Source organism: Halioglobus sp. HI00S01 (genome assembly GCF_001635445.1).
GTDB lineage: Bacteria > Pseudomonadota > Gammaproteobacteria > Pseudomonadales > Halieaceae > Halioglobus > Halioglobus japonicus.
In genome coordinates, this window is sequence record NZ_LWEE01000215.1 from 234946 (window position 1) to 260435 (window position 25490).

General features: G+C 56.8%; 27 protein-coding genes. 18 read left to right on the forward strand and 9 right to left on the reverse strand.

Features of this window, described 5'->3' with window-relative positions; genetic code table 11:
- Window positions 1-115: 115 nt before the first annotated feature.
- From A3709_RS17015 to A3709_RS17045, 7 genes are all read left to right on the forward strand, one after another.
- On the forward strand, window positions 116-901 hold the full coding sequence (locus A3709_RS17015; protein WP_066057303.1) for a DUF3450 domain-containing protein: 786 nt from the start codon (window positions 116-118) through the stop codon (window positions 899-901).
- A complete protein-coding gene (locus tag A3709_RS17020; protein WP_066057306.1) occupies window positions 901-2283 on the forward strand; it encodes a MotA/TolQ/ExbB proton channel family protein in 1383 nt (460 codons plus the stop codon). Before A3709_RS17015 ends, A3709_RS17020 begins: the two co-directional genes overlap by 1 nt.
- 1 nt (window position 2284) lies before the next feature.
- Window positions 2285-2803, forward strand: coding sequence for a MotA/TolQ/ExbB proton channel family protein (locus A3709_RS17025; protein WP_066057308.1), 519 nt, complete (start codon window positions 2285-2287; stop codon window positions 2801-2803).
- Window positions 2804-2816: 13 nt separating this feature from the next.
- A complete protein-coding gene (locus A3709_RS17030) occupies window positions 2817-3227 on the forward strand; it encodes a biopolymer transporter ExbD (protein ID WP_066057309.1) in 411 nt (136 codons plus the stop codon).
- 11 nt (window positions 3228-3238) lie between these two features.
- Window positions 3239-3649 (forward strand): biopolymer transporter ExbD, encoded by a 411-nt coding sequence (locus A3709_RS17035; RefSeq protein WP_102106332.1) that lies wholly within the window; start codon window positions 3239-3241, stop codon window positions 3647-3649.
- A gap of 5 nt (window positions 3650-3654) precedes the next feature.
- The gene (locus A3709_RS17040; RefSeq protein WP_066057316.1) at window positions 3655-4257 is read left to right on the forward strand and encodes an energy transducer TonB; all 603 of its coding nucleotides are present in this window, start codon (window positions 3655-3657) and stop codon (window positions 4255-4257) included.
- A 15-nt stretch (window positions 4258-4272) separates the two neighbouring features.
- Window positions 4273-5613 carry a lipopolysaccharide assembly protein LapB gene (locus A3709_RS17045; RefSeq protein WP_066057319.1) on the forward strand — a complete coding sequence of 447 codons (1341 nt, stop codon included), beginning with the start codon at window positions 4273-4275 and terminating at the stop codon, window positions 5611-5613.
- Window positions 5614-5694: 81 nt separating this feature from the next.
- Here A3709_RS17045 and A3709_RS17050 read toward each other — a convergent pair whose 3' ends face one another.
- Window positions 5695-5901, reverse strand: a complete 207-nt coding sequence (locus A3709_RS17050) for a cold-shock protein (protein WP_066057322.1) — start codon at window positions 5899-5901, stop codon at window positions 5695-5697.
- A gap of 299 nt (window positions 5902-6200) precedes the next feature.
- Between A3709_RS17050 and A3709_RS17055 the strand changes: the two genes are divergently transcribed.
- A complete protein-coding gene (locus A3709_RS17055; RefSeq protein ID WP_066057324.1) occupies window positions 6201-6863 on the forward strand; it encodes a response regulator transcription factor in 663 nt (220 codons plus the stop codon).
- Window positions 6860-8236 (forward strand): histidine kinase dimerization/phospho-acceptor domain-containing protein, encoded by a 1377-nt coding sequence (locus tag A3709_RS17060; protein ID WP_066057327.1) that lies wholly within the window; start codon window positions 6860-6862, stop codon window positions 8234-8236. Before A3709_RS17055 ends, A3709_RS17060 begins: the two co-directional genes overlap by 4 nt.
- Window positions 8237-8245: 9 nt before the next feature.
- On the opposite strand, the gene glk is transcribed toward A3709_RS17060, so the two are convergent.
- The 5 genes from glk to A3709_RS24610 form a co-directional block, all read right to left on the reverse strand.
- On the reverse strand, window positions 8246-9199 hold the full coding sequence (glk, locus tag A3709_RS17065; RefSeq protein WP_066057329.1) for a glucokinase: 954 nt from the start codon (window positions 9197-9199) through the stop codon (window positions 8246-8248).
- Window positions 9199-10647, reverse strand: coding sequence for a pyruvate kinase (gene pyk, locus A3709_RS17070; RefSeq protein WP_066057333.1), 1449 nt, complete (start codon window positions 10645-10647; stop codon window positions 9199-9201). Before pyk ends, glk begins: the two co-directional genes overlap by 1 nt.
- Window positions 10648-10777: 130 nt before the next feature.
- A complete protein-coding gene (gene glpQ, locus A3709_RS17075) occupies window positions 10778-11782 on the reverse strand; it encodes a glycerophosphodiester phosphodiesterase (protein WP_066057336.1) in 1005 nt (334 codons plus the stop codon).
- Window positions 11783-11804: 22 nt separating this feature from the next.
- Window positions 11805-12614: an ABC transporter substrate-binding protein gene (locus A3709_RS17080; protein WP_066057339.1), complete on the reverse strand. Its 810-nt coding sequence runs from the start codon at window positions 12612-12614 to the stop codon at window positions 11805-11807.
- Window positions 12615-12627: 13 nt separating this feature from the next.
- A complete protein-coding gene (locus A3709_RS24610; RefSeq protein ID WP_066057342.1) occupies window positions 12628-12903 on the reverse strand; it encodes a DUF3012 domain-containing protein in 276 nt (91 codons plus the stop codon).
- Between the two features lie 122 nt (window positions 12904-13025).
- Here A3709_RS24610 and A3709_RS17090 point away from each other — a divergent pair, with 122 nt between their 5' ends.
- The gene (locus tag A3709_RS17090; RefSeq protein WP_066057345.1) at window positions 13026-13373 is read left to right on the forward strand and encodes a hypothetical protein; all 348 of its coding nucleotides are present in this window, start codon (window positions 13026-13028) and stop codon (window positions 13371-13373) included.
- A 48-nt stretch (window positions 13374-13421) separates the two neighbouring features.
- Here A3709_RS17090 and A3709_RS17095 read toward each other — a convergent pair whose 3' ends face one another.
- Window positions 13422-13613, reverse strand: coding sequence for a hypothetical protein (locus tag A3709_RS17095; protein WP_156507820.1), 192 nt, complete (start codon window positions 13611-13613; stop codon window positions 13422-13424).
- Window positions 13614-13888: 275 nt separating this feature from the next.
- On the opposite strand from A3709_RS17095, the gene A3709_RS24015 reads away from it, so the two are divergent.
- Genes A3709_RS24015 through A3709_RS17110 form a run of 3 tightly spaced genes read left to right on the forward strand, consistent with a single transcriptional unit; the run spans window position 13889 to window position 20458 of the window.
- Entirely contained in the window at window positions 13889-14278 is a 390-nt protein-coding gene (locus tag A3709_RS24015) for a hypothetical protein (RefSeq protein ID WP_066057348.1), read from the forward strand.
- 15 nt (window positions 14279-14293) lie between these two features.
- A complete protein-coding gene (locus A3709_RS17105) occupies window positions 14294-17809 on the forward strand; it encodes a hypothetical protein (RefSeq protein WP_066057351.1) in 3516 nt (1171 codons plus the stop codon).
- 18 nt (window positions 17810-17827) lie between these two features.
- A complete protein-coding gene (locus A3709_RS17110; RefSeq protein ID WP_066057352.1) occupies window positions 17828-20458 on the forward strand; it encodes a TonB-dependent receptor domain-containing protein in 2631 nt (876 codons plus the stop codon).
- Between the two features lie 121 nt (window positions 20459-20579).
- Here the strand turns inward: A3709_RS17110 and A3709_RS17115 are convergent, their stop codons facing one another.
- On the reverse strand, window positions 20580-20897 hold the full coding sequence (locus tag A3709_RS17115; protein WP_066057355.1) for a hypothetical protein: 318 nt from the start codon (window positions 20895-20897) through the stop codon (window positions 20580-20582).
- Window positions 20898-21243: 346 nt separating this feature from the next.
- On the opposite strand from A3709_RS17115, the gene A3709_RS17120 reads away from it, so the two are divergent.
- Window positions 21244-21600 carry a hypothetical protein gene (locus tag A3709_RS17120; protein WP_156507821.1) on the forward strand — a complete coding sequence of 119 codons (357 nt, stop codon included), beginning with the start codon at window positions 21244-21246 and terminating at the stop codon, window positions 21598-21600.
- Window positions 21601-21649: 49 nt separating this feature from the next.
- Here A3709_RS17120 and A3709_RS17125 read toward each other — a convergent pair whose 3' ends face one another.
- Window positions 21650-21970, reverse strand: coding sequence for a hypothetical protein (locus A3709_RS17125; protein ID WP_197484260.1), 321 nt, complete (start codon window positions 21968-21970; stop codon window positions 21650-21652).
- Between A3709_RS17125 and A3709_RS17130 the strand changes: the two genes are divergently transcribed.
- The 4 genes from A3709_RS17130 (at window position 21914) to A3709_RS17150 (ending at window position 25462) form a co-directional block, all read left to right on the forward strand.
- On the forward strand, window positions 21914-22447 hold the full coding sequence (locus tag A3709_RS17130) for an alpha/beta fold hydrolase (RefSeq protein ID WP_255359754.1): 534 nt from the start codon (window positions 21914-21916) through the stop codon (window positions 22445-22447). The genes A3709_RS17125 and A3709_RS17130 overlap by 57 nt on opposite strands.
- A gap of 398 nt (window positions 22448-22845) precedes the next feature.
- Window positions 22846-23862: an aldose epimerase family protein gene (locus A3709_RS17140; protein ID WP_066057369.1), complete on the forward strand. Its 1017-nt coding sequence runs from the start codon at window positions 22846-22848 to the stop codon at window positions 23860-23862.
- Window positions 23863-24143: 281 nt separating this feature from the next.
- Window positions 24144-24986, forward strand: a complete 843-nt coding sequence (locus A3709_RS17145) for a DUF1295 domain-containing protein (protein ID WP_066057372.1) — start codon at window positions 24144-24146, stop codon at window positions 24984-24986.
- Window positions 24987-25069: 83 nt separating this feature from the next.
- A complete protein-coding gene (locus A3709_RS17150) occupies window positions 25070-25462 on the forward strand; it encodes a nuclear transport factor 2 family protein (protein ID WP_066057374.1) in 393 nt (130 codons plus the stop codon).
- Window positions 25463-25490: the final 28 nt, after the last annotated feature.

The window sequence follows — 25490 nt, forward strand, 5'->3', positions numbered from 1 at the left end:
TTTAAATTCGCCCCCTCGGTTTACCGACTCTGATTTATCCACTATATATCTACTGCTAAATAAACGGTTTTTCAGAGCCGAATTCTTTTTGTTGGACATAGGAAACTTAACCCTCATGACTATGCATCGATTGAAAAATGGACTGATCGCTGCGCTCGTCGCCGCCGGTACCCTGGCGGGAGCGACTGCAGCTGTACAGGCCAGCACTTTGGATCAAATTCTGGACGTCAGCGAAGCGAAAAATAATGCTGCTCGCAAATCTCAGGCGAAAATCGATCGCCTGGCCGACGAAACCAGCGATCTGCTGACGGACTACAAGACCGTCATGAAGCAGGTAGACGGTCTCAAGGTTTACAACGCACGTCTGCAGCGCCAGATCGAAAACCAGAACAAGCGCGTGGGCGAGATCGAAGAGTCTATATCCCAGGTGACTGTCATTCAGCGTCAGATGACCCCACTGGTTATCCGCATGATCGACGGTCTCGAGCAGTTCGTTGAGCTCGACGTGCCTTTCGAAAAAGATCAGCGTATGGAACGTGTTGAGTTCCTGCGCAGCAATATCGATCGCGCCGATGTCTCCGTAGCAGAGAAATTCCGCGGCGTGCTCGAGGCTTACAACATTGAACTCCAATATGGTCGCGGCATTGACACTTACCGCGGAACCATCGAAGTGGCAGGTGCTCCGCGCGACGTGGACTTCCTCCGTATTGGTCGTATCGCCCTGGTTTACCAGACAACCGATGGCGCTGTATCTGGCGCATGGGACAAGGGTGCAGGCAGCTTTGTCGAGCTCCCCGCCGGTGAGTACGACGCCGCGATTCGCAAAGGCATTCGCATTGCGAAGAAGCAGGCGACCATTGAACTGTTGAACATGCCCGTTTCTGCGCCGGAGGCTAACTAATGAGCGTTAAATTTGTAAAAGCCGCAGCCCTGGCGCTGACAGGCGTATTGTCCTTCTCCGCCAGCTCTGTCATGGCGCAGGAAGCGAAGTCTCTGGACGAGCTGCTGAACTACGTGAAGCAGGGCCAGGTGACTGAAGCCAAGGAAAACCGTGCTCGCGAAGCCAAGTTCTCCAAAGACAAGGCCAACCAGGCTGCTGCACTGAAGCGAGCCGAAGCTGAGCGCGCCCGTCAGGAACAACTGAGTGCTGAGCTTGAAGCGAAATTCGAAGAAAACCAGCTGCTGATCGCAGCCAAGCAGGAACAGCTGCAAGAGCGCCTGGGTACCCTGACTGAACTGTTCGGTCATCTGACATCCGCTGCCGGCGACCTGTCTTCCAATCTGGAAGTGTCCCTGGCCTCAGCTCAGTACCCCGGTCGTGAAGTCTTCCTGAAAGACCTGATCGACAAGATGAGCAGCTCTGACCAGCTGCCCAGCATCGAAGAAATTGAGCGAGTCTGGTTCGAGCTGATGCGTGAAATTCGCGAAACCGGTGTTGTGACCAAGTTCGACGCTGAAGTTGCTTCACCTGCGGGTGAGCGCGCGCCGCGCGAAGTGCTGCGTGTGGGTGCTTTCAACCTGGTTGATACTGATGGCAACTACCTGTCCTACGACTCAGGTAGCCTGAGCGAGCTGCCTCGTCAGCCCAGCGGTCCCTACACGGGTTGGGCGTCTGACCTGGCCAACGCTACCGGCGGCCTGAACAGCTTTGGTATTGACCCCACTGGTCCTACCGGCGGTTCTTTCCTGGCGGCGATCATCGATACGCCCACGCTGGAAGAGCGCTGGCACCAGGGCGGCTATGTTGGCTACGCCATCACTGCCGTGGGTATCTTCGCCTTCCTGCTGGCCATCTGGCGCATGATTGTCCTGACTGCCGTTGGTGCCAAGGTTAACTCTCAGCTGAAGAGCGACAAGGCTAACGACAACAACCCGCTGGGCCGCGTCCTTAAGATCCACGAGGACAACCCCACCATGGACACCGAGACTCTCGAGCTCAAGCTGTCCGAGGGCGTGTTGAAGGAAACTCCCAAGCTGGAAAGCGGTCTTACCCTGTTGAAGATCATCGCTGCGGTCGCGCCACTGATGGGTCTGCTGGGTACCGTAACCGGTATGATCATCACCTTCCAGGCGATCACCATCTTTGGTGCGGGCGATCCGAAGGCAATGGCCGGCGGTATCTCCGGTGCATTGATCACGACCGTACTGGGTCTCTTGGTAGCCATCCCGACCGTGCTGCTGCACACCGTTGTGAATGGCCGCGCACAGCGCATCATCCACATCCTGGACGAGCAGACCACCGGCATGATCGCAGAGCACACAGAAGCCAATCTGAGGTCTTGATATGGGCGATTTGATCGAGGTACTCCTCGGCTTCATGGACAAGGGCGGCGACGTCCTGTGGCTGATCGCCGCGCTCTTGTTCGTGATGTGGACCCTGATATTTGAACGCTTCTGGTATTTCCAGATGGGTTGGAAGAAAGACGTAGCGCAAGTGATTGCCAAGTGGGAAGGCCGCCCTGAGCGGAAGTCCTGGGAGGCTTTCCAGATCCGTCAGATGATGATCTCCCAGAGCCGTATGCAGATTAACCGCAACCTGCCAGTGATTAAGACACTGGTAGCGTTGTGCCCGCTGCTCGGCCTGCTCGGTACTGTTACCGGCATGATTGAGGTGTTCAACATCATGGCTGTCACCGGCGGTGGCGATGCCAAATCCATGGCGGGTGGTGTGCAACAGGCCACCATTCCCACCATGGCCGGCATGGTAGCTGCGCTGTCAGGGGTCTTTGCCAACACTTATGTGACCAGGATTGCTCAGCGGGAAGGTGAATTCCTGCAGGACAACCTAACGACAGATCACTAACAGAGCTAGATTAATGCGAAACAGAAATCGAGAAGCTGAAGCAGATGAGGCGCAGATCGACCTGACGCCAATGCTCGACGTGGTATTTATCATGTTGATCTTCTTCATCGTGGTTGCTTCCTTCCTCAAGGAGGCCGGTATCGAAGTGAACCGGCCAGATAGCAACCAGAATCCCCCGGAAACCGACTCCGAGAGCATCGTGGTAACCATTACTGGTGACAACCAGATCTGGATGGAAAACCGTCGGATCGATATTCGCGCAGTGCGCGCTAACGTAGCGCGTGTCCTGGCGTCCGATCCTGAGGCCGGATTTACGGTTAAGACCGAACCTGGCGCCAGCGCCGGAACCCTGCTCGAGGTGGGCGACGCCGCTCGCGAGGCGGGTGTAAAACAGGTCAGCTGGCCAGCGGAGGAAAAACAGTGAGCAGACGTAGTATGTCAGCTGGGCGTGCAGGCGCAGAGGCCAGCGGTGAGGGCGATATCGACCTCACCCCAATGCTGGACGTTGTGTTCATCATGCTCATCTTTTTTATTGTCACGTCGTCTTTCGTGAAGGAGCCCGGTGTCGACCTGCTGAAAGCACAGGCCGTTACCACCAGCCCCTGCGACCGCGGCACAATCATCTTCGCTGTTAACTCAGTCGGCGATATCTATTACAACAAGAACCAGATTCCTGTTGATAGGGCCTATCGTTTGGCTGAAGCAGCAAAGAAAGAAGCGCCCAAGGCGAACTTCGTGATCCAGGCGGATGTCGATGCACCGACGTCGGTACTGAGTGAATTACTGGCTGTACTCAAGCCTCTGATGGATGCACCCCTGTGTGCCTCCACTGATGAGGCGGGGTAAGNCTGATGGGNAATAGTGTGAGAACAATTGTCTCAATTCTGTTGGCCCTGCCCGTTGTGGTGGGNCTGTTCCTGGTCATGCACAGCCTGATTGATCGCGATTTTGAGAACCCCGAGGTCAAGAACACCAAGATCGCAGATCTGGTTCAGCCCGACGAGGAAATTACCCTCGAGGCCGATACCCAGAAGCCCGATAAGGTAGAAGACCCCGAGGAGCCGCCACCGGATCTGGATACGCCAGACCTGGTGATGGATATGGATATGGACGTTGCTAACAATGCGCCCTCTGCGAGTATTGATGTCGAGATCTCAAGCACTGGCATGTCCTCTGGCGACGGTGAATATCTGCCCATTGTTAAGGTGGCGCCGATTTACCCCCGTCGTGCCCAGACCCGCGGAATTACGGGTTACTGCATTGTGGAGTACACGGTGACCACTTCTGGTGCGATCCGCGATCCCCAGGCCGTAGATTGTCAGCCATCCGGTGTGTTTGAGAAAGCTTCTGTCAAGGCGGCGCTCAAGTTCAAGTACAAGCCCCGTGTTGTCGATGGCGAAGCTATCGAAGTAGCCGGTGTACAGAACAAGTTCACCTACGAGCTGGAACAGTAACAAGGTTGGTTTGCTATGAAATTGTTTAGACACCAGACATGGACCCGCGCCGCACTCCTGGCAGTGCCGGTGCTGGCTACCCAGGTGGCTGTGACCCAGTTACAGCGCGACGCAGGCTACGCTCCCTTCACTGCCGCAGTGGCACAGGAAGAGAAGAAAGCCGACACCCGCGAAACACGCCGTACTCCGGCGCTGCGCAACAAGGTCTACGAGAAGCTGGCAGAGGCGCAGGCCGCTGCTGAGGCGAAAGACCTGGCGGGCGCGAAGAAAATCCTCGACGGTATGGTGGCCGCGGGCGGCAAGAAGGCGCTGAACAGCTACGAGCTGGCCAACGTCTATAATCTTTACGCCTTCATCTACTACACCCAGGAGAATTACCCGCAGGCCCTGAAAGCCTACGAGAATGTTGTGGCTCAGCCCGATATTCCCCTGGCGATGGAAATCAATACCCGCTACACCATTGCTCAGCTGTACTTCGTGCAGGAAGACTGGGACCGCGGTATTGATGCACTGCTCAAGTGGTTTGATATGACGGAAAGCCCCAACGCTGCAGCTTATGTGTTGCTGGCCCAGGGTTACTACCAGAAGAAGGACTACAACCGCGCCCTGACCAACGTGGAGAAAGCGATCTCCATGTACAACGAAAAGGGCAAGCTTCCCAAGGAGCAGTGGTATAACCTGGCGCGTTTCCTGTACTTCGAGAAAAACGACATCCCGAATACCGTGGACACGCTGGAAATTCTTCTGCAGCACTACCCCAAGAAGCAGTACTGGGTGCAGCTGTCGCATATGTACGGCGAGCAGAAGAAGGAAACCGACCAGCTGGGCGCCATGGAAACCGCTTACGTACAGGGTATGCTCGACAAGGGTTCAGAGCAGGTCACTATGGCCTATCTCTACCTGAACGCCGATGTGCCTTACAAGGCGGCCACTGTCATGGATAAGGGGCTCAATGATGGCTCTATCGATGACAAATCCAAGAACTGGGAAATTGCTGGTAGTGCCTGGCGTCAGTCTCAGGAGACGGACAAGGCGATTCCAGCGATGGAGAAAGCCGCGGCCAAGTCTGAAACCGGTGAGTTGTATGCGCGTCTGGGTAACATCTACCTCGATGGCGACCAGAACGAGAAGGCGATTACGGCCATTAACAGAGGCCTCAATCGCGGCGGGGTCAAGCGCCCTGACACGGCTCGTCTGGTGCTCGGCATGGCGTACTTCAATACCAAGCAGTACGACAATGCCCGCAAGGCATTCCAGGCAGCAGCCCGGGATGAGCGCTCAGAAAAGTACGCACGCCAGTGGATTCGCTACATGGATTCCGAGCTCGAGCGTCAGAAGGCCATGGCCGAGGGTTGATTCCCCGCTTTGGCCTGCGCTGAATCGCAGGCACAAAAAAGGAGCCGTGAGGCTCCTTTTTTTATTTCAATCCAAAAAGATTTAGATCGCGACAACGTTTTCCGCCTGAGGACCTTTCTGGCCATCAGTTACGTCAAACTGCACTTTCTGGCCGTCAGCCAGGGTGCGGAAGCCGTCGCCTTTAATGGCGCTGAAGTGGACGAATACATCTGGACCATCTTCGCGTTCGATAAAGCCGAAGCCCTTGCTTTCGTTGAACCACTTCACGGTTCCGGTAGTTGAAGACATAACAATAGTTTTCCTGTTACTTAAGGCGCCTGCCGGCTTGCCCTTCTAATCAATTTATATGGTTTACGTACCGATGAACTCGTGGGAACTTCGACCGCTATCCAAATCCTGCCGGCGATAAAATAAGCCGACCCTTCGAGTGTATCACTAGATCAGTAAATATCATCTTTCAGTGTCAAGAGAATTTCGGCAATAATGCCGATCCCCGAAACACCGGTGGTGCACCATGACGGGGCAGTTCCATCAATTTCGTTGCCGGTATACCCTGTGTAAACGCTTTTTTGTAATGTGAGATCGCCGTGCGCATTCTGCTTGTCGAAGACGACATACAACTGGGTGAATCCCTGGAGAGCGCCCTGCGCCTGGAAAAATATGCCGTAGATTGGCTGCGCAGCGGTGAACCGGTTCGCGCGGCTTTGGGTGCGACGCCCTACGATCTGATTATTCTCGACCTCGGTTTGCCGGGGGTTCCCGGTATGCAGGTGCTGCGCCAGCTGCGCGCCGATAAACACGACCTGCCTGTGCTGTTACTGACCGCCCGCAATACGCTTGATGACAAAGTCGACGGTCTCGACTCTGGTGCCGATGACTTTCTCACCAAGCCGTTTGAGATCGACGAGCTGTTTGCGCGTATGCGCTCGCTGTTGCGCCGCCGTGGTGGACAGGGCCGTGGTACGGCGACGATGCGGGCAGCGGGCATAGAAGTTGATCCTGCAGACAGAGCAGTCGCCTTCAAGGGAGAAACGCTGGACCTGACCGCGCGCGAATATGCGATTCTGGAAATCCTGGTGCGTAACGCCGGTCGTTTTGTTTCCCGGGCGCGTCTCGAGGAGGGCATTTACAGCTGGGGCGAGGAGGTTGGCTCAAATACGGTCGAGGTCTATATCTCGCGGCTGCGTAAACGCTTCGGCAGTGCCACTATCGAGACCATGCGCGGGGTAGGTTACCGCATCCCGACATGAAGCTCTCGCTGAAACAGCGGCTAGTGTGGACGCTGCTCGCATTCATGCTGTTTGCCTGGACCGCCTCTGCTGGTCTTACCTACTTTTACGCCAACCGGGTGCTGCACGCTCAGGTTGACCGGCAATTGGTCCAGTATGCCAGCCTGGTCAGTTATGTGACCGGGGTGTTTGCCCGCCAGCTGGAAGACGGCCAACCCTTGTATGAGTCGTGGTCCGGCCACGCATACGATCGCGCCCACCTCGAGCCAATTGTGATCGATCTACCCATCGCGCCGGAGCTCAGTCCTGCGGTGAATGTCTGGGAAAACGGCTACTTGATTGCAGTGACCGCCGACGCTCCGCATTTCGACCAGCCCGCTGCAACAGGCCTGGTATCGATGGACCGGGACGAAGGTGCCACCCATTGGCGTGTGTTGACCCTGTATAACGCGCAGGATGCACTTTGGATCCGTGTGGGCATTGAACTGGGCGCGGCCAGGACTGCCATGCTCGATACCGTGGGGCGTTCCCTGCAGCCGCTGGTTATTGTGTTGCCGCTGACGATATTGGTGCTGTTTCTGGGGGTTATGCGCGGCCTCAAGCCACTCGATGAATTGGCCAAGCAAATTGCCCGGCGCAAACCCGGCCTGCTAGACCCGGTCGATACCGAGACGGTGCCTGAGGAAGTTGAAGCGGTGGTTGATTCGCTGAATGACCTGTTGCACAGGCTCGCCGAGGCGCTGGAGGGTGAGCAGCGGTTCACCGCCAATGCGGCCCACGAACTGTTAACGCCGCTGGCTGCCATCAAGACCGAAGTGCAGCTATGCCAGCGGCAGCTGCAGACTGATGAAGGCGCGCGGATGCTGGGGCGGATCGCCGCCAGGGTGGATCGTGCCAGTCACTCGGTTGAGCAGCTGCTGACTCTCGCCAGACTGGATCCGGACCAGCCCATGCACCTGCAACGGGTGGAGCTGCGTCACCTGCTGGTGACCGTGCTGGCCGAGAATGGTCACCTCGCTGCGGACCGTTCACTGGAGGTTGATCTCAACGAGGGCCCGGAGGTGTTGGTTGATGGCAGTGAAGAGGCCCTGGCGATTATGCTGCGCAATCTGGTGATTAATACATTCCGCTACGCAACCGAGCACTCAGTGGTACGCATTACTCTGGAAGAACCGGGCGTAATCGCGATCGCCAACGATTGTGAGCCGCTGTCAGGTGAGGAGATGGCACGGATTACCGAGCGCTTTTACCGGGTGCCAGGCGCCGGCGGCGCTGGCAGCGGACTGGGTTTGTCCATCGTCAGCCGCATCGCCCAGTTGCATCAAGCACAGTTCAACGTCGGCGCAGGCGTCGACGGCCAGGGTTTCCGTGTGGAGATTCGCTTCCCCGTCTGAGGCGCGTCGCTATTCCTGTATGGGTGCGTGGGCCGCACCTACGAGGCCGGGGTGAGGGGCGGTAATGATTTGCACCGGTACCCTGGAGAGAAACTCTTGCATAGCGCCCTTGGCTCGGAAACGCTCCAGAAAGGCACTTTCACGGAGATAGGGTGTGATGCGCGGGACAATGCCGCCGGCGATAAACAGCCCGCCGTAGGCCCCGTTACTCAGCACGAAATCACCGCAACAGGATCCCAACAACGCGCAGAAAGTTTCCAGTGCGGTAACACAGTGGCTGTCACTCCCGGCCAGGGCGCGCTCAGAAACCTGAGCAGGCGTTAAATCTTCCACCGGCTGACCATTGATCTGTGCAATGGTCTGGTAGAGGCGCGCCAGGCCCGCGCCACAGACGAACAGCTCAGTGTAGATGTTGCCATACTGGGGCAGCAGGTGCTGGAATATGGCCAGCTCTAGTTCGTTGCCGGGGGACAGGCCCGCGTGTCCTGGCTCGGCGTCACTGGCCACGGCTATGCCGTTCACTTGCCGCAATGAGGCGCCGCCCAGGCCGGTGCCAGGGCCCACAACCGCCAGCGGCAGTTCATCATTGGTTTCTCCCGCCTGCACGCCTTCGAGTTCGCCACTGCCCAGGTACGGAAGGGCGTGGGCATTGGCCTGAAAGTCGTTGAGCCAGAGAAATTGGGAAAAGCCGAATCGCGTCGCCAGCTCGCTGCAGGAAAAGCCCCAGCCAATGTTAATCATCTGTACCCGGTCACCGGAAGGTGGGGCTGCTGCTGCAATACAGGCCTGCTGTGGTGGTGCTTCCTCGAGATCGCCAAGCCACTGCTCGATGACTTCTTCCAGGTTGCCGTACTCGTTGTTGCTGTAGCCGGTAACGGACCGAAAGTCGTTAATGTCAGCATCGTAGATACCGATGCGGGTATTGGTGCCGCCAACATCGGCGACGAGGCGAGTGTGGGGCATTATTGGACTTCGAGTATCTTCATGATGTTGGTGGAGCCGGTTTGACCCATGACGGTGCCCTTGGTGAGCAGGATCGAATCGCCCTTGCGCAAATAGCCGTCGTCTTGGAGGAATTCAATCGCGCGGGACTCGATTTCTTCGTCGTCGAAAGCGCCGGCATCGAAGAACTTGGGCACAACCCCTCGGCAGAGGGTGAGCTTTTGCAGAGTCTCCGGCCTGGCACTCATGCCAAAAATAGGGAGCCCGGAACTGAGGCGCGACATGAGCAGTGGGGTGCTGCCGCTCTCGGTCAGGCAGGCAATGCCGCGGACGTTGCCGTAGTGGTTGGCGGCGTAAATTGCGGCCATCGCAATGGTTTCCTGGGCCGTGGAGAACTGGCGTTCCAGTCGATAGCGAGAGGTGCGGGCAACGGCTTGCCGCTCGGCACCCAGTGCCGCGTCTGACATGGCTGTGACTACTTCCACGGGGTACTTGCCGACCGCGGTTTCAGCAGACAGCATGACTGCGTCCGTGCCGTCGAGCACGGCGTTGGCAACGTCAAATACCTCGGCGCGCGTGGGCATGGAGTTGTCGATCATGGACTCCATCATTTGGGTGGCGGTAATTACCACGCGATCCATTTTACGCGCGCGGGCAATGAGTTCCTTCTGAATACCGATCAGCTGCGCGTCACCCACCTCTACACCCAGGTCGCCGCGCGCAACCATGACGCCCAGCGAGGCGCGGATAATACCGTTTAGGATTTCTTCGTCGGCCACGACTTCAGCCCGTTCGATCTTGGCGATAATGCCTGCATCGACGTTGCTCTCGTTGAGTAAATCGCGAGTTTGCTGGATATCAGCTGCGCTGGACACAAAGGACACCGCCACGAAATCAGGTTTAACGTGGCTGAGTTCCTTGATGTCGGCCATGTCTTTTATGGTAAGCGCCGGGGCGGCCAGACCACCACCGAGTCGATTAATACCCTTGCGAGAACTTAGCTTGCCACCAATGACGACGGTGCACTCAACCGTTGAGGCAGTGACCTCATCGACCTTGAGTCGCATGCGGCCGTCGTCCAGCAGGAGGATGTCGTCGCGGCTGACGAAATTGCATAGCTCGCGATAGTCCAGGCCCACGGCGCGTTGATCGCCCTCACCTTCACCCAGGTTCAGATCCAGCCGAAACGGGTCACCTTCTGCGAGTTGGACGGCGCCTTCGCGAAACGTGCTGATGCGGATTTTTGGGCCCTGCAGATCGGCGAGTATGCCCACGTAGCGCCCGGCGATGGCTGACTGTTTACGTATCCGCTTGGCCACGAGCGCATGCTGCTCGCTGCTGCCATGGCTGAAGTTGAGGCGGAATACGTCCACGCCGGCACTGATGAGCCTGGCGAGCATGTCCTCGGATTCACTGCCCGGACCTACGGTGGCAACAATTTTGGTCCGTCGATTTATTTTTGGTGTCACGTCGATGTCCAATCTGCGGGTGCTTTTGGACGCCAGTGCAAAGAGGCTGGCGTTAATCGGGTTTGTGGGGAACCGGTAAAGGAATAATGCCCTGTTGTGAGCGGTGGCGCCAGCGGGGAGCGCGTGAATCTTACCTGTCCAGGAACGCGCGCGTGAGATCCGGGAAATCGGTAAACAAACCGTCGGCTTTGACAAGCTCAAACAGCGCAGTGTGTAACTGCTCCACGGTTATGCCATCGGGCAGGTCGTCGGCACGCAAGGTATAGGGATGGACCACCAGGCCCGCCTCGTGAGCCAACTCCGCAAGTCCGGTACTGAGTGCTGCTCCGCTGGCGCTATCGATTGCGAGCAACTGGGGAATCCAGGGGCCGATGCCATCGGCGTAGGTGGCGATATCGGCAATGCCCGCGGCGGTGCGCATGGCATCGTAGTCATTGTCACCGTCTTCGCCCCAGCTATTGTCGGCGATGAGTTGAATGAGCGGTAGCGGTGTGTTCAGTTCATGGCGCAGGCGCCTGAGGGTAGCCGCGTCGAAACACTGGAGAATGACCCGATCGGATTGGTCTGTGTAGCCGGTTTGCTCGAGCACGGCGAGAACCGCCTTGGCGGCGTCGTAGCCCTGCTGCGTGTGCCATTGGGGAGCTTTCAATTCGATGTAGAGACCTGTGTGGCGGCCGGTGCTGCGATTGAGGCCTGTGATGAGATCGATCTCTTCCTTTAAGGTAGGCACCGTGAAATGGCCGGTATCGAGTGGGAACCGCCCGGGATAGACGGCTTCGCGCTCGCCGCTGTCGCGCTTAACAGTGCGCTCATGGGCGCGCAACGAGCGAATCTCCGCCAGGCTGAAATCCAGCGCATAGTAGCGCCCATCCTCTCGGGCGCGATCGGGGAAGCGCTCTTCCACATCGGTGGTTGGGTCCAGGTGGATGTCGTGTAAGACAATAGGTATGCCATCGGCGGTTAATACCACGTCCTGTTCGAGAAAGTCCGCTCCCATGGCGTGGGCCATGGCCTTCGCTTCCAGGGTGTGTTCAGGCAGGTAACCACTGGCGCCGCGATGGGCGATCACCAGTGGATTGGCGGAGGCCACGCTTATACCCATCAGCGCCAGCAGGGCGCAAATAAACCGATACATGGGGAAAGTACCTGGGCTGCCATCAGGGCAGTGCGCTCACCCAGTCGCTCTGCTCAAACCATTTTTTGCGCAGGTTGGTGAGCACGCCGGTTTTCTCGTATGCCCGCAGGTAGTTGCTTACCAGATTCTGAAAAGAGGGGTCGTCGAGGCTCACAGCAATGCCTACGGGTTCGATGGTTAACGGTTCCTGCAGCGTAACTAGGCCAGCGTCCCGGTGGCGCAGCACGGCGAGCTTGCACACGGCCATATCGGCCATTAGTGCATCCACTTTACCTTCCAGCAGCATGGCTACGCCGGCATCACTGCTCTCTACCGCCACCAGGTTAGCATCGGGGGCGATTTCGCTGACGAACATGGCGCTGGTTGAGTTCTCCACGGCGGCCAGCTCAAGGTCAGCGCGATTAAAGTCCTCGCTGTTCTGGGCGGCGGCCAGCACTGAACTGCGAGTCAGGATTGACTTGCCAGACATCATGTAGGGGCCGATGAAGTGGGCCCGCTCGGAGCGCTCCGGGGTAATCGAGAGATTCGACATAATCATGTCGATCTCATCGTTCTCCAGGGCGTCCAGCAGTTCGCCGAAGGGCAGGACCTTGATATCCAGCTCGACGCGCATGGCCTTGGCCAGGCCTTTGGCGAGATCAATATCAAAGCCCATGACGCCGCCTTGCTTGCTAATGGCCGTCATGGGCGGTTGGTCACCAGAGGTGCCTACCGTCAGGGTCTTGAAATCGATAACACGCTGCAGCGAGTCCCCCGCGAGAGTGACTGGGGTAATAGCGAGGGCAACAAAAAAAGCAAAACCCGGCAAAAGCCGGGTGAAAGAGGTGGTCATGGCATCTGTTTCCTTACATCACACAGTGCTTGGCAAATGTAGACGCCTCGCTGGCGGTCCATTCTCCCTTGTCCTTCTCGGACAGTTTTTCGCACCATTTTTCTGAACCCACCTCGCTGCCATCGATAATGCAGTTCTTGGCAAAGGTGGCAGCGTCGCCGCCTGTCCACTCGGATTTGGGTTGTTCTTTTTTCTCGTTACACCAGCGTTCACTACCCGGTTCAGCGCTGCAGGCGCTCAGAATCAGTGCGCTCGCAATAAGACCAGTGGCAAGGAAAGTTCGTTTCATTGTTGTATCCTTCTGGGTGTGCATTCTCTTTCAGTATTGCACTGGTTTGGGAATGTCGCCAGTTTCGTGACATCTGGGTATCTGCAATTGCAATTTCCCGGGGGGCTGCTAAATAATGGGATATGTCAGAATCACTACCCCACAACGACACCCGTACCCCGTCGCCGCCCTACGGTTACTCCAGGGAGTGTCACCACTCCCGCGAGCAGCAGATGCATATTGTGGCCGAGTACCATGCCCATAAAATCCGCCCCAGTCGCATTGCCTACCGGGTGGGTATTGATATCGCCTTTATCGAGGCACTGATCGCCGGAGAGGAGGAAGCTGAGCGATTCCCCCGGCTGGTGGCTGATTATCGGCGCAAGCGCTATCAACAGCGCATGCGTGACAGCAAGCGCCGGCGCGGTGTCAGCCGCTACGAGCAGCAGCAAAAAATTGAGCGCGAATACCACCGCGAGGTGGATCTCTAGCAGCGCGCCTTGCCCGGCTTAGATTTCATCAGCCGGCCCCCGTTATAGTTAGGGGTTGATGCCGGGTAAATCATCACCATTATGCCAGACCGAACCCATCGGGGATTTTCCTCGGTTGGGCGTGTCGCTGAGCACGTCTATTTCACCGCCCGCCTTCAGGTACTCGGCGATTTGCGCATCGATTTCGTCGCGGATGCGCGTTTTCTCAACTTCATTGGTTTTGTCTGCAGCTCGATTCATGGCCTGGCCCTGATTGTAGTTCTGGCGCAAGCATCGGCCGCTTGAGTGACGTGCAGGCTACCAACAGGTGAAATTTTTATGACACGTATTCACCTGACACCAGATGCTTCGACCGCTAACAACACGCTAGCACTGCATAAGATTTAACAATTCCGACATATCCCGATCACATTTTTGTCACGTTGTCCTCCTAGACTGCGGCTCATAGCAACCGGTGAATGTGCCGGGAATATATATGTGTCGTGCGTTCTTGCACTTTAAAACAGGGGTTCAACATGATTCGTGAAACTCGGCTGAAGCAGATATGGCTCGCGCTGCTTCTTACTTCGCTCACCGCCTGTGGTGGTTCTTCGTCTGACAATGTCTCGCCTGGTCAGATTGTTGTTGTTCCTGACGGCGACGGCGGTGGTGATGGCGGCGGAGACGGCGGTGGTGACGGTGGCGGAGACGGCGGCGGAGACGGCGATGTCGTCATGAGCGTTATTCCCGCGAGCCTGGAGTCGGTCATTACGCCCTCCGGTGAGACCGCGAACGACGGTCGTGAAATTTACGATATCGACGTGACCGCGCTGCCGGGTGGTCGCTTGAATCCCGAAGGCCTGTTGCTGGGCAACGACGTCGTATTTCGAATTTCAGGCGGCGCCCTTAGCGTCGGCAACGGTTAAGGGAGAGATTGCAGAATGAACCGTACAAAACTTTACAGCGCCGTTGCGGCAGGCCTGCTGGTTTCCACCGGCTACAGCGCTCAATCACAGGCCCAGTCCTGTGTGCTTGAAGTGGCCAAAGGCGCCACTATCGTCGGGGCGACTAACGAGGATTTCCTGGTCATCGAGCAGGGTTGTCAGATCCGCGCCGAAGGTACAGCCGAGCAACCGATTAACTTTACCGCTGACAAGGCGGTGACTGGCGAGGTTGAGGACAACGAACGCGGCCTCTGGGGTGGCCTGGTCATCAACGGCTTCGCACCGATCAACGATTGCCCGGAAGGCGTCGCAGGTGGCACCGCTGAGTGTACCAAGGAAGGCGAGGCGAACTCCGGCCTGTTTGGTGGCGACGATCCCACTGACAACAGCGGTATCCTGAAGTATGTGGTTGTCTCTTACGCAGGCTCCAACGTCGATCCAGAGAACCAGTTGAACGGCATTGCGTTCCAGGGTGTCGGTGCCGGTACAGAAGTTGATTACGTGCAGGTTCACAACAACCTGGACGACGGTATCGAATTCTTCGGTGGTACTGTATCCGCCAGCCACGTGGTACTGACGGGTAATGCCGATGACTCCCTCGACTGGACTGACGGTTGGCAGGGCAGCATTCAGTACTTGTACATGGAGCAGAAAGACAGCGGCGATAACCTCATCGAAGCGGATAACCGCGAAGGTGACGAGAACGCTGAGCCGCGGTCACTGCCCGATATCACCAACATGTCCGCTTACGGTCTGGGTGGCGAGAACGGTCTGCGCTTCCGCCGCGGTACTGGCATTCACCTGACTAACAGCTTTGTTGTGGACTCCGGTACCTGTCTGCGTATTGGTGGTGAATCGCGCAACCTGCTCGGTACGGATCTGACGATCGGCGGTACCAGCTTTGGCTGTGCCGAGACACATCGGGATGACGATGATGGCGCGGTCGAGGCCTACCTCGATACCGCGGAAGAAGTCTCCCAAACTGGCGGCCAGGTGAACCCTGTCACACCGTCCGGTGACTTTGAATCAGCGCCCTTTATCGGCGCGTTTGGTGGCGATGACTGGACAGCTGGCTGGACAGTCGCCGGTTCCGTGAGCAACGGTGGCGGCGACCTGCCGAGCACAGGTTGCCCCGCCGGTACCACAGAGGGTGGCGATATCAACGGTACGCCTTCCTGCATTTTGCCCCAGAGCATTACATCTGACCTCACCTTGTCGTCCGGCAACTTCTATGTGCTCGATGGCAAGGTTGTTGTCGGCGGCGACAACGCAGACTCCGCGACCCTCACGGTGAACGCGGGTGTGACTATCGTAGGCGATGACGCCGAGGACTTCCTGGTTATCTCGCGGGGTTCCCAGATAGTCGCGAACGGCACCGCCAATGCGCCGATCACGCTCACCGGTCTCGCCGACGTCGACGGCACAGGTGTGAGTGACGCGACACGCGGTCTGTGGGGCGGTCTGGTGATCAACGGTAACGCGCCGATCAACGACTGTCCTGAAGGTGCTGTTGGTGGCACCGACGAGTGCACCAAAGAAGGCGAGGCCAACTCCGGTCTGTTTGGCGGTTCCGATGCCAGCGACTCAAGCGGTAGCCTCAAGTACGTGGTGGTCAAGTACGCCGGCTCTAACGTTGACCCTGAGAACCAGCTCAACGGCATCGCTTTCCAGGGCGTCGGCTCCGGCACCATGGTCGATTATGTGCAGGTTCACAACAACCTGGACGACGGCATCGAGTTCTTTGGCGGCACTGTTTCTGCCAAGCACGTGGTGCTCACAGGCAATGCCGATGATTCTCTCGACTGGACAGACGGTTGGCAGGGCAACATTCAGTACCTGGTGATCAACCAGGCGGCTGATTCAGCAGACAACGGTATCGAAGCAGACAACCGCGAGGGCGACGAAAACGCCATGCCGCGCTCTGCGCCGATGATTGCCAACATGTCCATCGTTGGCAACCCGGGTGAGCGCGGTGTTCGTTTCCGCCGCGGTACTGGTATCCGCATGTACAACACCTACATTACCGACAACGCCACCTGTATTGACGTTGACGGTGACACCTCCAACGGCCTGCTGGGCACCGAAATCCTGTTTGACGGCGTGTCCTTCAATTGCCCCGAGGTGGTTGACGGTGACAACCCCGAACTGCAGTCCTACCTCGACAGCCTGGGCAATGTGTCCCAAACCGGTGGCTCTGTCATGCCGGTAGATCTCGCGGGCATGGGTGACTTCGAAACCGTTGACTTCATCGGTGCGGCAGATCCTGCCAACGACTGGACTGCGGGTTGGGCCTTCGGTGACATCGACCTTGGCAGCCCGGACTTCCCGGCTGAGCCTGCGGGCTGTCCCGATGGCACTACCGAAGGTGATGACATCAACGGTACGCCCTCGTGCCTGCTGCCGCAGAGCATCATCGCCGACATGCAGCTGACCATGGGTAACTACTACGTACTCGACGGCAAGGTGACCGTGGGCGGTGATAACACCGACTCAGCAGCCCTGACGATCGATGCTGGTGTAACCATCGTCGGTGACGACGCCGAGGACTTCCTGGTCATATCTCGCGGTTCCCGGATTGTGGCAAACGGCACGGCAACCGCGCCTGTCACCCTGACCGGCCTGGCCGACGTGGATGGCAGCGGTGTTGCTCCGGCGACTCGCGGTCTCTGGGGTGGTCTGGTGATCAACGGTAACGCGCCAATCAACGACTGCCCTGAGGGTGCTCAAGGCGGCACTGTTGGGTGCACCAAGGAAGGCGAGGCCAATTCCGGCCTGTTCGGTGGCGCGGATGCCGCCGACTCAAGCGGTAGCCTCAACTATGTTGTGGTCAAGTACGCAGGTTCCAACGTCGACCCCGAAAACCAGCTGAACGGTATCGCCTTCCAGGGCGTGGGTTCCGGCACCATGGTTGACTTCATCCAGGTCCACAACAACCTCGATGACGGAATCGAGTTCTTTGGCGGCACCGTTGATGCCAAGCACGTTGTACTCAGCGGCAATGCAGACGACTCGCTGGACTGGACCGACGGTTGGCAGGGCCGACTGCAGTATGTCCACATCGTCCAGGCTGATGACTCTGCCGACAATGGTATCGAGGCTGACAACCGTGAAGGTGACGAGAACGCCGAACCGCGTTCCAACCCGACCATTGCCAACATGTCCATCATGGGTAACTCCGGCGAGCGCGGTATTCGCCTCCGCCGCGGCACCGGTGCTGACCTCTACAACGTGATGGTGAGCGGCAACGCAACCTGTATCGATGTGGATGGCGATACCTCGGTCGGGCTGATTGGCATGGATATCAATATCGAGAGCGCGTCTTTCGGTTGTCCTGAGGTTGTCGACGGCGACAACGCGGACCTGCAGATGTACCTGGACGGCGCGGTCAACGTGACCCAGGACGGCAGTATTCCGACGGCCGCCACCCTGCCATCCGATGGATTCTTTGAATCCTCTGACGTGGTCGGTTCCGACTTCGACAGCTGGAAAGGCTCCTGGGTATTTGGCCTGTAAGCGACGAGAGTGCATTACATGAAACGCAATCGACTAGCAGCAGCGGTCACCTCAGTGCTGGCGGGACTTTCCGCCGGCACTGTTGCACAGGACATTGATGTTCCTTCGCCGCAAATCGAAGAAGTCTTTGTGCTCGGTGAGTTCATTCCTGATGAAAAGCGAGACACCTCTGAAATCTCCAATGTGGTTGGCGAAGAGGATATGAACATCGTGCCCGAGACCACCGTGGGTGCCACCCTGGCCCGTGTATCCGGTCTCAGTCTCGTGGGAGGCAAGTACGTCTATGTCCGCGGGCTTGGGGAGCGCTATTCATCAACCCTGCTCAATCGCTCAAGGATTTCATCTCCGGTACCGTTTCAGAAAACGGTGCCCCTGGATATCGTCCCCAACAATATCGTGAAGAGCCTACTGGTACAGAAGACCTATTCTGCCCAGTATCCAGGTGATTTTTCCGGTGGTGTGGTTGATATCCGTACCAAGACAATCCCGGATGAGGATTACCTGACGGCCAAGCTGAGGATCGGTGGCAACTCCGAGACCACGGGTGGCGACGGCATCTTCTATCGCGGTGGTGAAAACGACAACTGGGGTTGGGACGATGGTACGCGCAAGATTCCCAAAAACATCCAGGGTCTGACCAGCGAAGAGTTTGAGGACGTCGACTACCCGGCCAAGTCGAATCTCGGGGCCAGTTTCTATAACAACTGGGACATCTATGAGAAGGACATGAAGCCTATCTATTCCGGTGACCTGGAACTGGGTAAGCGCTTCGACCTCGATAATGGCCAGGCCATTGGCATTCTCGCGAACGTCAAATACACCAACATCTGGAACAATACGATCAAGGATCTGGCGCGCTATGAGTTCACCGGTGTGGACGGTGGCAGCAACCAGACAGTGGATTACACGCGCTGGATCACCAAGCAGACGGTGAACCTGAGCGGCTTCCTCAATGTTGGCTGGGAGATCAACCAGGACAACTCGCTGTCCGTTACCGCGCTGAATCTGCGTCAGTCGGAGGACGAGGTGCAGCAGGACCGCGGTTTCTCTTCTGAGGACGATGTGACCGATGGCACCTTCGTGGAGAGCTATCGCCTGCAGTGGACCGAGAACGAAATCATCTCCTATTCGCTGAACGGTGAGCATTACTTCAGCGGCCTCAACGATATGCTGCTGGAGTGGCGGGTTGTCGACGGCAGCGGTTCCCGTGAAGCCCCTGATACCCGCACCTATACCTACGCCGAAGATAACTCCGGCAATATGGCCGTGGTGCATCCGGGTAGCCAGGCCGCGGGTGATTTGCGCGATGTATACCAGGCGCCTGATCGCAACTACAGCAAGCTCGATGACACCATTGAGGAATACGGCTTTGATATCGAACTGCCCCTGGACTTTCTCGATAGTGTGATCAAAGCGGGTTACTCCACTTACGAGCGTACTCGTGAGAGCGAAGACCGCCTGTTTCGATTCGAACTGCAACCCGGTACACCTCAGTATGTTGCATGGCAGACGCCGCGGCAGTTGTTCAGTAATGACAACTGGATAGATCAGTACCTCGCCGTACGTGATTTCTCGGCAGGCCAAGCGAATGCTTCGGGTATTTTCCCGTTCGCCGAATCTTCGGAGGAAGTAGAAGGGTTCTACGGTTCCTGGGATGCTCAAATTCTGTCGACGGTGCGCTTACAGTTGGGTGTGCGCGACGAGCAAACTGATATTGTCGCCGATGCGTGGGGCGGCAACACCGATCCAGGCACCGAAAACCTGGTCGAGCGCTCTTATAGCGACACGCTGCCTGCAGTGTCGATGACCTGGGAGTTTGTGGAGAATATGCAGCTGCGTTTTGCCTGGTCTGAGACGGTTAACCGTCCCAGTCTTTTGGAGATTACCGGTTCGACGCTGCGCAATCCCGAGGACCAGAACCTCTACCGCGGCAACGTGTTCCTGGAGCCGGCGGACGTAGAGAACTATGACGCCCGTTGGGAGTGGTATTTCGGCAGCGCGGATGAAATGTCGTTGGGTGTGTTCTATAAGGAATTCACCGACCCCATCGAGATTGCCAAGATTCAGGCCCAGGGGGATATTTTCACCTGGTTTAATGCCGAGGAAGCAGAGTTGGAGGGTGTGGAGTTTGATATCCGCAAGGATCTTTACTTTGCTACCTGGTTTGACCTCGACCCGGTGTGGGATGGGTTTCGCATTCAGGCCAACGTGTCGTGGATAGACTCTGAAGTGACACTGCTCGGTGACGGTGAAACCGCTGCGGATATTCCGCTGACAGGTGGCCGCCAGATAGCACCTCTGTTCTCCAATGAACGCCAGATGACGGGCCAGTCAGATGTATTGGGCAACCTGCTGTTTGTGTTCGAGGACTACGATCTGGGGATTACCACCAGCCTGGCTTACAACTACACTGGTGAGCGGATTGTGCTGGTGGGTGAAAACAATGCGCCGGACATTATTGAAGAAGCCCGCAGGCGTGTTGATCTGCTGTTCAAGTACGAATTGCCCTGGGGCAATGACACGCTGGAATTCGAAGCCAAGGCGGCGAACATCCTCGATTCTGAGGTTGAGCTGACCCAGGGTGGGCAACTTTATGAGCGTTGGGACCCCGGCGTGACTTACAGCTTTGGCCTGAAGGCCAGGTTCTAGTGATCAGGGGCGCTTAGCGCCCCTTTTTTTGTCGACTCAAAGCGTCTTCGAGGGTGTGAAGCTTTGCTAGCAAGCGTCGGGAGTCAGCCTGCGAAATGGCGACGCTCTTGAGAGACGGCGATTATGCCCCTACGGAAACCAGTTCAGTCTTGCTGGTGCCGTCCTTGTTCTCTTGGTATCGGTACTTCACGGTACTGCCGGAGGGGGCCTCTTTCAGACGCGTATCTTCCGGCAGTTTAAACTCCATTTTTTCCCCCCGGCGAACGCGGCAATTGGCATCCTCGTCGTATTTCTTCGCGGAGTGAAATTTCACACTCTGGCTGTCACCGGATTCGTACACAGTGCCTTCCAGCAGGCAGTCTTTATCGGACTCTGCCAGGGCCAGGCAAGGCGTGATCAGCAGGGCGGACGTCGTTACTGCAGCGATGAATGTTCTCATTGTGTAATACCTCTTGCGCTCGGGTGGCGTTCAACTGCGCCACACCGTGGGGTGCGGCCATATATTCATTGTTCTGTCATAAAACAATAACAATAGCCTGTTAAGTGATGGTGAAAATATACCCATAAATCTGACTGGCCATCTATCTTTGTCACAAAAAATTCATATTTGATTCATACACATGACACATAGACGTCATGATCAAGGTGGTGCGTTTGGGGCGCTCATAGCGTCTGTCAAAAAAGGGTCACATTCCTGTAAAAAACCCGCGTTATGGTGGCGCAAATAGCCCGACCACCCGGTGGTCGAAACGACTCACGTTGCTGACTCTTACAGATCTATGAATATGCGTTCGCTGGTTATCGCTTTGATACTGAGCTTTGTTGCTTCTGCGGCACACAGCCTTTCCCTGGCACCCGAAGAATTTTCGGCGTCCCGTCAGCTGGCTTGTGTGTTGGCTGAGCAGTCGCTGGGTTACTTGTCAGAAGACGAGTATGGCGCGCGTACCCATACCGTGCTCGATGGATTTGATGATCTAGAGAGAGACAACATTCTTTCCAAAGCGCTTGGCTACGTGGATGGCCTGATGTTTGCAATTGATGCCGGTGATCATGCCGAGGTCGATGCCCGGCTGGAAAGTTTTGTCGGCAGCGATTCCTGTGCCGATGGCGGTGGTTTTCGCCGCGTGACTGTCAGCCTGTAACGCCAAACACCTGGCGAAAGCCCGCCGCGGTGAATGGGATCATATGATCTTAGGTCGCCTGAAAGTCGCTTGAGCGGCACTTGCCCCCGGATAATTTGTCGATCCTGCCGGTCTGGGCGAGGGTCAGGGTCAGCGCCCCCGACAGATTGTGGTAGCACCAGTACAAGTCCTCATCGCGAGCGCCAGGTAAGGCCCCGCGCAACGCTTCGATGTATTCCAGCACCAGTTTATCGAACAGTTTTGTCATCATTTTCTCGCCCCAGTAGGGGGAGTTGTTGATGTACGCAATCAGCGCGACGCTTCGCCGTCGGTGGTGCTGTGCATGCATGGCCTGACCCGAAACTCGGCGGAGTTTGCCGGCCTGGCGCATCGCCTCAGCGAGCGCTACAGGGGCATCAGTGCGGATTGTCTCGGCCGGGGTAAGTCGGAGTACGATACCAATACGGCAAACTACAATCCCGGCACTTATGTGCAGGATATGGTCTCACTCCTTGCCGACCTCGATATCGATCAGGTTATGCTGTGCGGTACCTCCATGGGTGGATTGATGCAGTTTATTGTGGCGGCCACCCAACCCGCAGGTATTCGCGACATGATCATCAATGACATCGGCCCCGAGATTGACCAGCGTGGACTGGACCGGATCAAAGCCTATGTCGGCAAGACCAGCCCGGTAACCACCTGGGGCGAGGCAATCCAACAGGCCCGTGAACTCAAGGCCATCGCTTTCCCGAATTTCACGGATGATAAATGGCTGGGCTTTACCCAGGGTATTCATAGGGACAAGGGCGGGGTGCCGGTTCTGGCCTATGATGCCGCCATATCTCAGCCAGCCGATAGACGATAACGAGGAGTCCGCTGTTCCTCCCGATCTATGGCCCGTGTTCGACACTCTGGATGGTATGCCGTTGCTGGTTGTGCATGGGGAGTCATCTGACATTCTTGCCAAGACCTGTGTTTCGGCAATGCAAGCCAGGAAGCCTGATCTTGTTTATGCGAAAATTCCCAATCGGGGGCACGCCCCAACCTTGAAAGAGCCCGCGTCCAGGCTGGCGATTGATGAGTTTTTAGCCCGCCTGTCCTGAGCGATTCGACCAGATCATCAATGACAGCTCGCAGAGCTATGATCGAGAGCTATGCTGAACTAAGCGTTTAGTCACTTGCCATTGTCCTTGCGAATAAGCACAGTGCGACAACACATTGCAGCAGCGAGAACAGAAGAGGTGACAGACCTCTCTATGACGAATGGCATCGACAGAACCCACTGAGTCTCGCCGCCATACGGTGGAGTTGGTAAACAGCAGAGGATGTAGCGCCCGAATATCCAGTGTTGGGGCCGCATTACTATCTTTGCGGGTCCCAGATTTGGCAGGCGAGCTGCGCGACGTTGTACTGGGCTATGAATCCGTCCAGGACTACCTCGAGGATCCTTACTATCTTGGCAGTGTGGTCGGGCGCTACGCGGGGCGTATCGCCCAGGCCACATTCACGCTCGATGGTGTTCGCTATCAGCTGAATCGCAATAGCGCTCCGCATCATCTTCACGGTGGCAGCGTGGGCTTTAGTCGTCATACCTGGTCATTGGAGCAGCCCAGTCCGAGTGTCGCGCATCTGCGCCGCCTTAGCCCGGATGGTGAAGAAGGGTACCCTGGGGCGCTTGAAGTTTCCGTGCGTTACACGCTCACTGATGACAATGCGCTGCGAATTGAATACCAGGCAGTCACGGATAAGCCCACCGTCATCAACCTGACCAATCATGCGTACTTCAATCTGGAGGGACATGCGGCAGGAAGTATCCATGATCATCGCCTGCAGCTTTTTAGTGACAAAGTGGCTGACCTCGATGAGGATGCTATTCCTACGGGGGCGCTAGTGTCTCTGGCGGGTTCGCCTTTGGACTTTACCAGCCCCGCCGCAGTCGGTGACAGGATGGGTGTCGATGGCATTGATCATGCGTGGATTTTAGCGGGAGGCGACACGCAGTTGGAAACACCTGTGGCCTGCCTTGAGGCACCGATATCCGGTATCCGTTTAGAGGTGTTTACTGATCAGACCGCAGTGCAGGTTTATACAAGCAATTTTCTTCCGCAAGGGTTGCCAGGCAAGAATCATTGCCAATACGGGCCACACCAGGGAATTTGCCTTGAAACTCAGCGGCTGCCCAATTCCCCCAATGTGGTTCATTTCCCATCGACAGAATTGCGCCCGGGGCAGGTCTACCAGAGCGCAACTGTTTACCGCTTTTCCATATCAAAGTCCTGACGGCCTGTACCAGGCGGACAGTGCGCTAGCATCGATGTTCACAGGGAAATTTTTCTATCAACCGGCTAGAAACTTTTACAAAAGAACCGATATACTGGCCGGGCCGCTTAAGGCGTCAGAATAGAAAATCACTTGTCACTTATAAATCATTGCAGCCTGGAACAGTACTATGCATTGCACGACTTACCTGCAGGCGAACTGGCACTTCTAAGCACTGTATTTCCTCTGTGGCGGCACTGGTGCGCCGCCATATTTTTGCCTGAACACTTTTGGAGTAAGCCATGCGCGGTATCTTGATCGTTTATATTCTTGGTTTGGGGGTGGCCTGGGCGGGTAGCCAGGGGTCGGCCGAGTTTGCCGGGCTGCCGGTATTCGCACTGTGTGCGTTGCTGGCATTTGTCATCCAGTGGGTGGCCTTCGTGCCGGCCTACCTGAAGCAGACAGAAAAGTTTTACGACCTGATTGGCAGCACCACCTACATCACCTGCGTGCTGTTAGCACTGGTACTGGCCGGTGCCTATGACACGCGATCGCTGATTCTGGCGGGTTGTGTTCTTATCTGGGCTGGTCGATTGGGAAGCTTCCTGTTTGCCCGCATTCACCAGGATGGTGCCGACGATCGCTTTGACAAGATCAAGCCCAATCCGCTGCGTTTCTTTTTTACCTGGAGCTTGCAGGGCCTGTGGGTGCTGATTACTGCGGGTGCCGCACTGGCGGCAATCAGCGCGGGTAACGCATCCCCCGTGGGTGCAATTGAAATTCTCGGCGCTTTGCTGTGGTTAGCGGGTTTTGCCATAGAAGTGGTTGCCGACCGCCAGAAGCGCGCGTTCCGCAGTCGGGCTGGCGCTGGCCAGTTTATTACCGAGGGATTGTGGGCGCGTTCCCGGCACCCCAATTACTTCGGTGAGATTCTGCTGTGGTTTGGTGTGGCGCTGATTGCTGCGCCTGCGCTGCAGGGTTGGGCGTTGGTTACCCTGATATCACCGGTGTTTGTCTACCTGTTGCTCTCGAGAGTCAGCGGTGTGCCGCTACTGGAAAAGAAGGCAGACGCCAAGTGGGGTGGGCGGGAGGATTACGAAGCCTATAAGGCGCGCACGCCGGTGTTGATGTTGAAGCTCTGGTAGTCTGGCTTTAGCTTTGAAGATTAACTTCGATCACTTACCATCTGCGCCTACTCGGTTCAGTTAAACAGATTTACGAGGTACCCATGACCGAAACACTGCACATTTGGCACGACATGCTGGTCAACAAGGACTCTTCACGCCTGGAGGAGGTGATTGCCGATGACTGCGTGTTTGTTTCGCCGGTACTGCAAACCCCTCAGGAAGGGGGCGAGTTGACCCGGATGTACCTCACCGGCGCCTTCCACATTCTCAATGTGGGCGGCGACTTTCATTACGTCAAGGAAGTGGTTAGCGGCGACCACGCGGTGCTGGAATTTGTCACTAAGGTGGATGGCCTGGACGTGAATGGCGTGGATATCCTGACGTTTGATGCGCAGGGCAAGATCTCCGAGTTCAAGGTCATGCTGCGCCCGCTCAAAGCCGTAGTTGCGGTTCAGCAGAAAATGGCCGAGATGTTGGAGCAGTTATCTGCCTGATCGCCGTGCATGGGCTATAGTTTGGGTA

Excerpts from the sequence above, each read along its gene's own strand:
- A3709_RS17015 (WP_066057303.1), top strand. The coding sequence starts at position 116 with ATGACTATGCATCGATTGAAAAATGGACTGATCGCTGCGCTCGTCGCC.
- A3709_RS17020 (WP_066057306.1), top strand. The coding sequence starts at position 901 with ATGAGCGTTAAATTTGTAAAAGCCGCAGCCCTGGCGCTGACAGGCGTA.
- A3709_RS17025 (WP_066057308.1), top strand. The coding sequence starts at position 2,285 with ATGGGCGATTTGATCGAGGTACTCCTCGGCTTCATGGACAAGGGCGGC.
- A3709_RS17030 (WP_066057309.1), top strand. The coding sequence starts at position 2,817 with ATGCGAAACAGAAATCGAGAAGCTGAAGCAGATGAGGCGCAGATCGAC.
- A3709_RS17035 (WP_102106332.1), top strand. The coding sequence starts at position 3,239 with ATGTCAGCTGGGCGTGCAGGCGCAGAGGCCAGCGGTGAGGGCGATATC.
- A3709_RS17045 (WP_066057319.1), top strand. The coding sequence starts at position 4,273 with ATGAAATTGTTTAGACACCAGACATGGACCCGCGCCGCACTCCTGGCA.
- A3709_RS17050 (WP_066057322.1), bottom strand. The coding sequence starts at position 5,901 with ATGTCTTCAACTACCGGAACCGTGAAGTGGTTCAACGAAAGCAAGGGC.
- A3709_RS17060 (WP_066057327.1), top strand. The coding sequence starts at position 6,860 with ATGAAGCTCTCGCTGAAACAGCGGCTAGTGTGGACGCTGCTCGCATTC.
- glk (WP_066057329.1), bottom strand. The coding sequence starts at position 9,199 with ATGCCCCACACTCGCCTCGTCGCCGATGTTGGCGGCACCAATACCCGC.
- glpQ (WP_066057336.1), bottom strand. The coding sequence starts at position 11,782 with ATGTATCGGTTTATTTGCGCCCTGCTGGCGCTGATGGGTATAAGCGTG.
- A3709_RS17080 (WP_066057339.1), bottom strand. The coding sequence starts at position 12,614 with ATGACCACCTCTTTCACCCGGCTTTTGCCGGGTTTTGCTTTTTTTGTT.
- A3709_RS24610 (WP_066057342.1), bottom strand. The coding sequence starts at position 12,903 with ATGAAACGAACTTTCCTTGCCACTGGTCTTATTGCGAGCGCACTGATT.
- A3709_RS17090 (WP_066057345.1), top strand. The coding sequence starts at position 13,026 with ATGTCAGAATCACTACCCCACAACGACACCCGTACCCCGTCGCCGCCC.
- A3709_RS17095 (WP_156507820.1), bottom strand. The coding sequence starts at position 13,613 with ATGAATCGAGCTGCAGACAAAACCAATGAAGTTGAGAAAACGCGCATC.
- A3709_RS24015 (WP_066057348.1), top strand. The coding sequence starts at position 13,889 with ATGATTCGTGAAACTCGGCTGAAGCAGATATGGCTCGCGCTGCTTCTT.
- A3709_RS17105 (WP_066057351.1), top strand. The coding sequence starts at position 14,294 with ATGAACCGTACAAAACTTTACAGCGCCGTTGCGGCAGGCCTGCTGGTT.
- A3709_RS17110 (WP_066057352.1), top strand. The coding sequence starts at position 17,828 with ATGAAACGCAATCGACTAGCAGCAGCGGTCACCTCAGTGCTGGCGGGA.
- A3709_RS17115 (WP_066057355.1), bottom strand. The coding sequence starts at position 20,897 with ATGAGAACATTCATCGCTGCAGTAACGACGTCCGCCCTGCTGATCACG.
- A3709_RS17120 (WP_156507821.1), top strand. The coding sequence starts at position 21,244 with ATGCGTTCGCTGGTTATCGCTTTGATACTGAGCTTTGTTGCTTCTGCG.
- A3709_RS17125 (WP_197484260.1), bottom strand. The coding sequence starts at position 21,970 with ATGCGCCAGGCCGGCAAACTCCGCCGAGTTTCGGGTCAGGCCATGCAT.
- A3709_RS17140 (WP_066057369.1), top strand. The coding sequence starts at position 22,846 with ATGGCATCGACAGAACCCACTGAGTCTCGCCGCCATACGGTGGAGTTG.
- A3709_RS17145 (WP_066057372.1), top strand. The coding sequence starts at position 24,144 with ATGCGCGGTATCTTGATCGTTTATATTCTTGGTTTGGGGGTGGCCTGG.
- A3709_RS17150 (WP_066057374.1), top strand. The coding sequence starts at position 25,070 with ATGACCGAAACACTGCACATTTGGCACGACATGCTGGTCAACAAGGAC.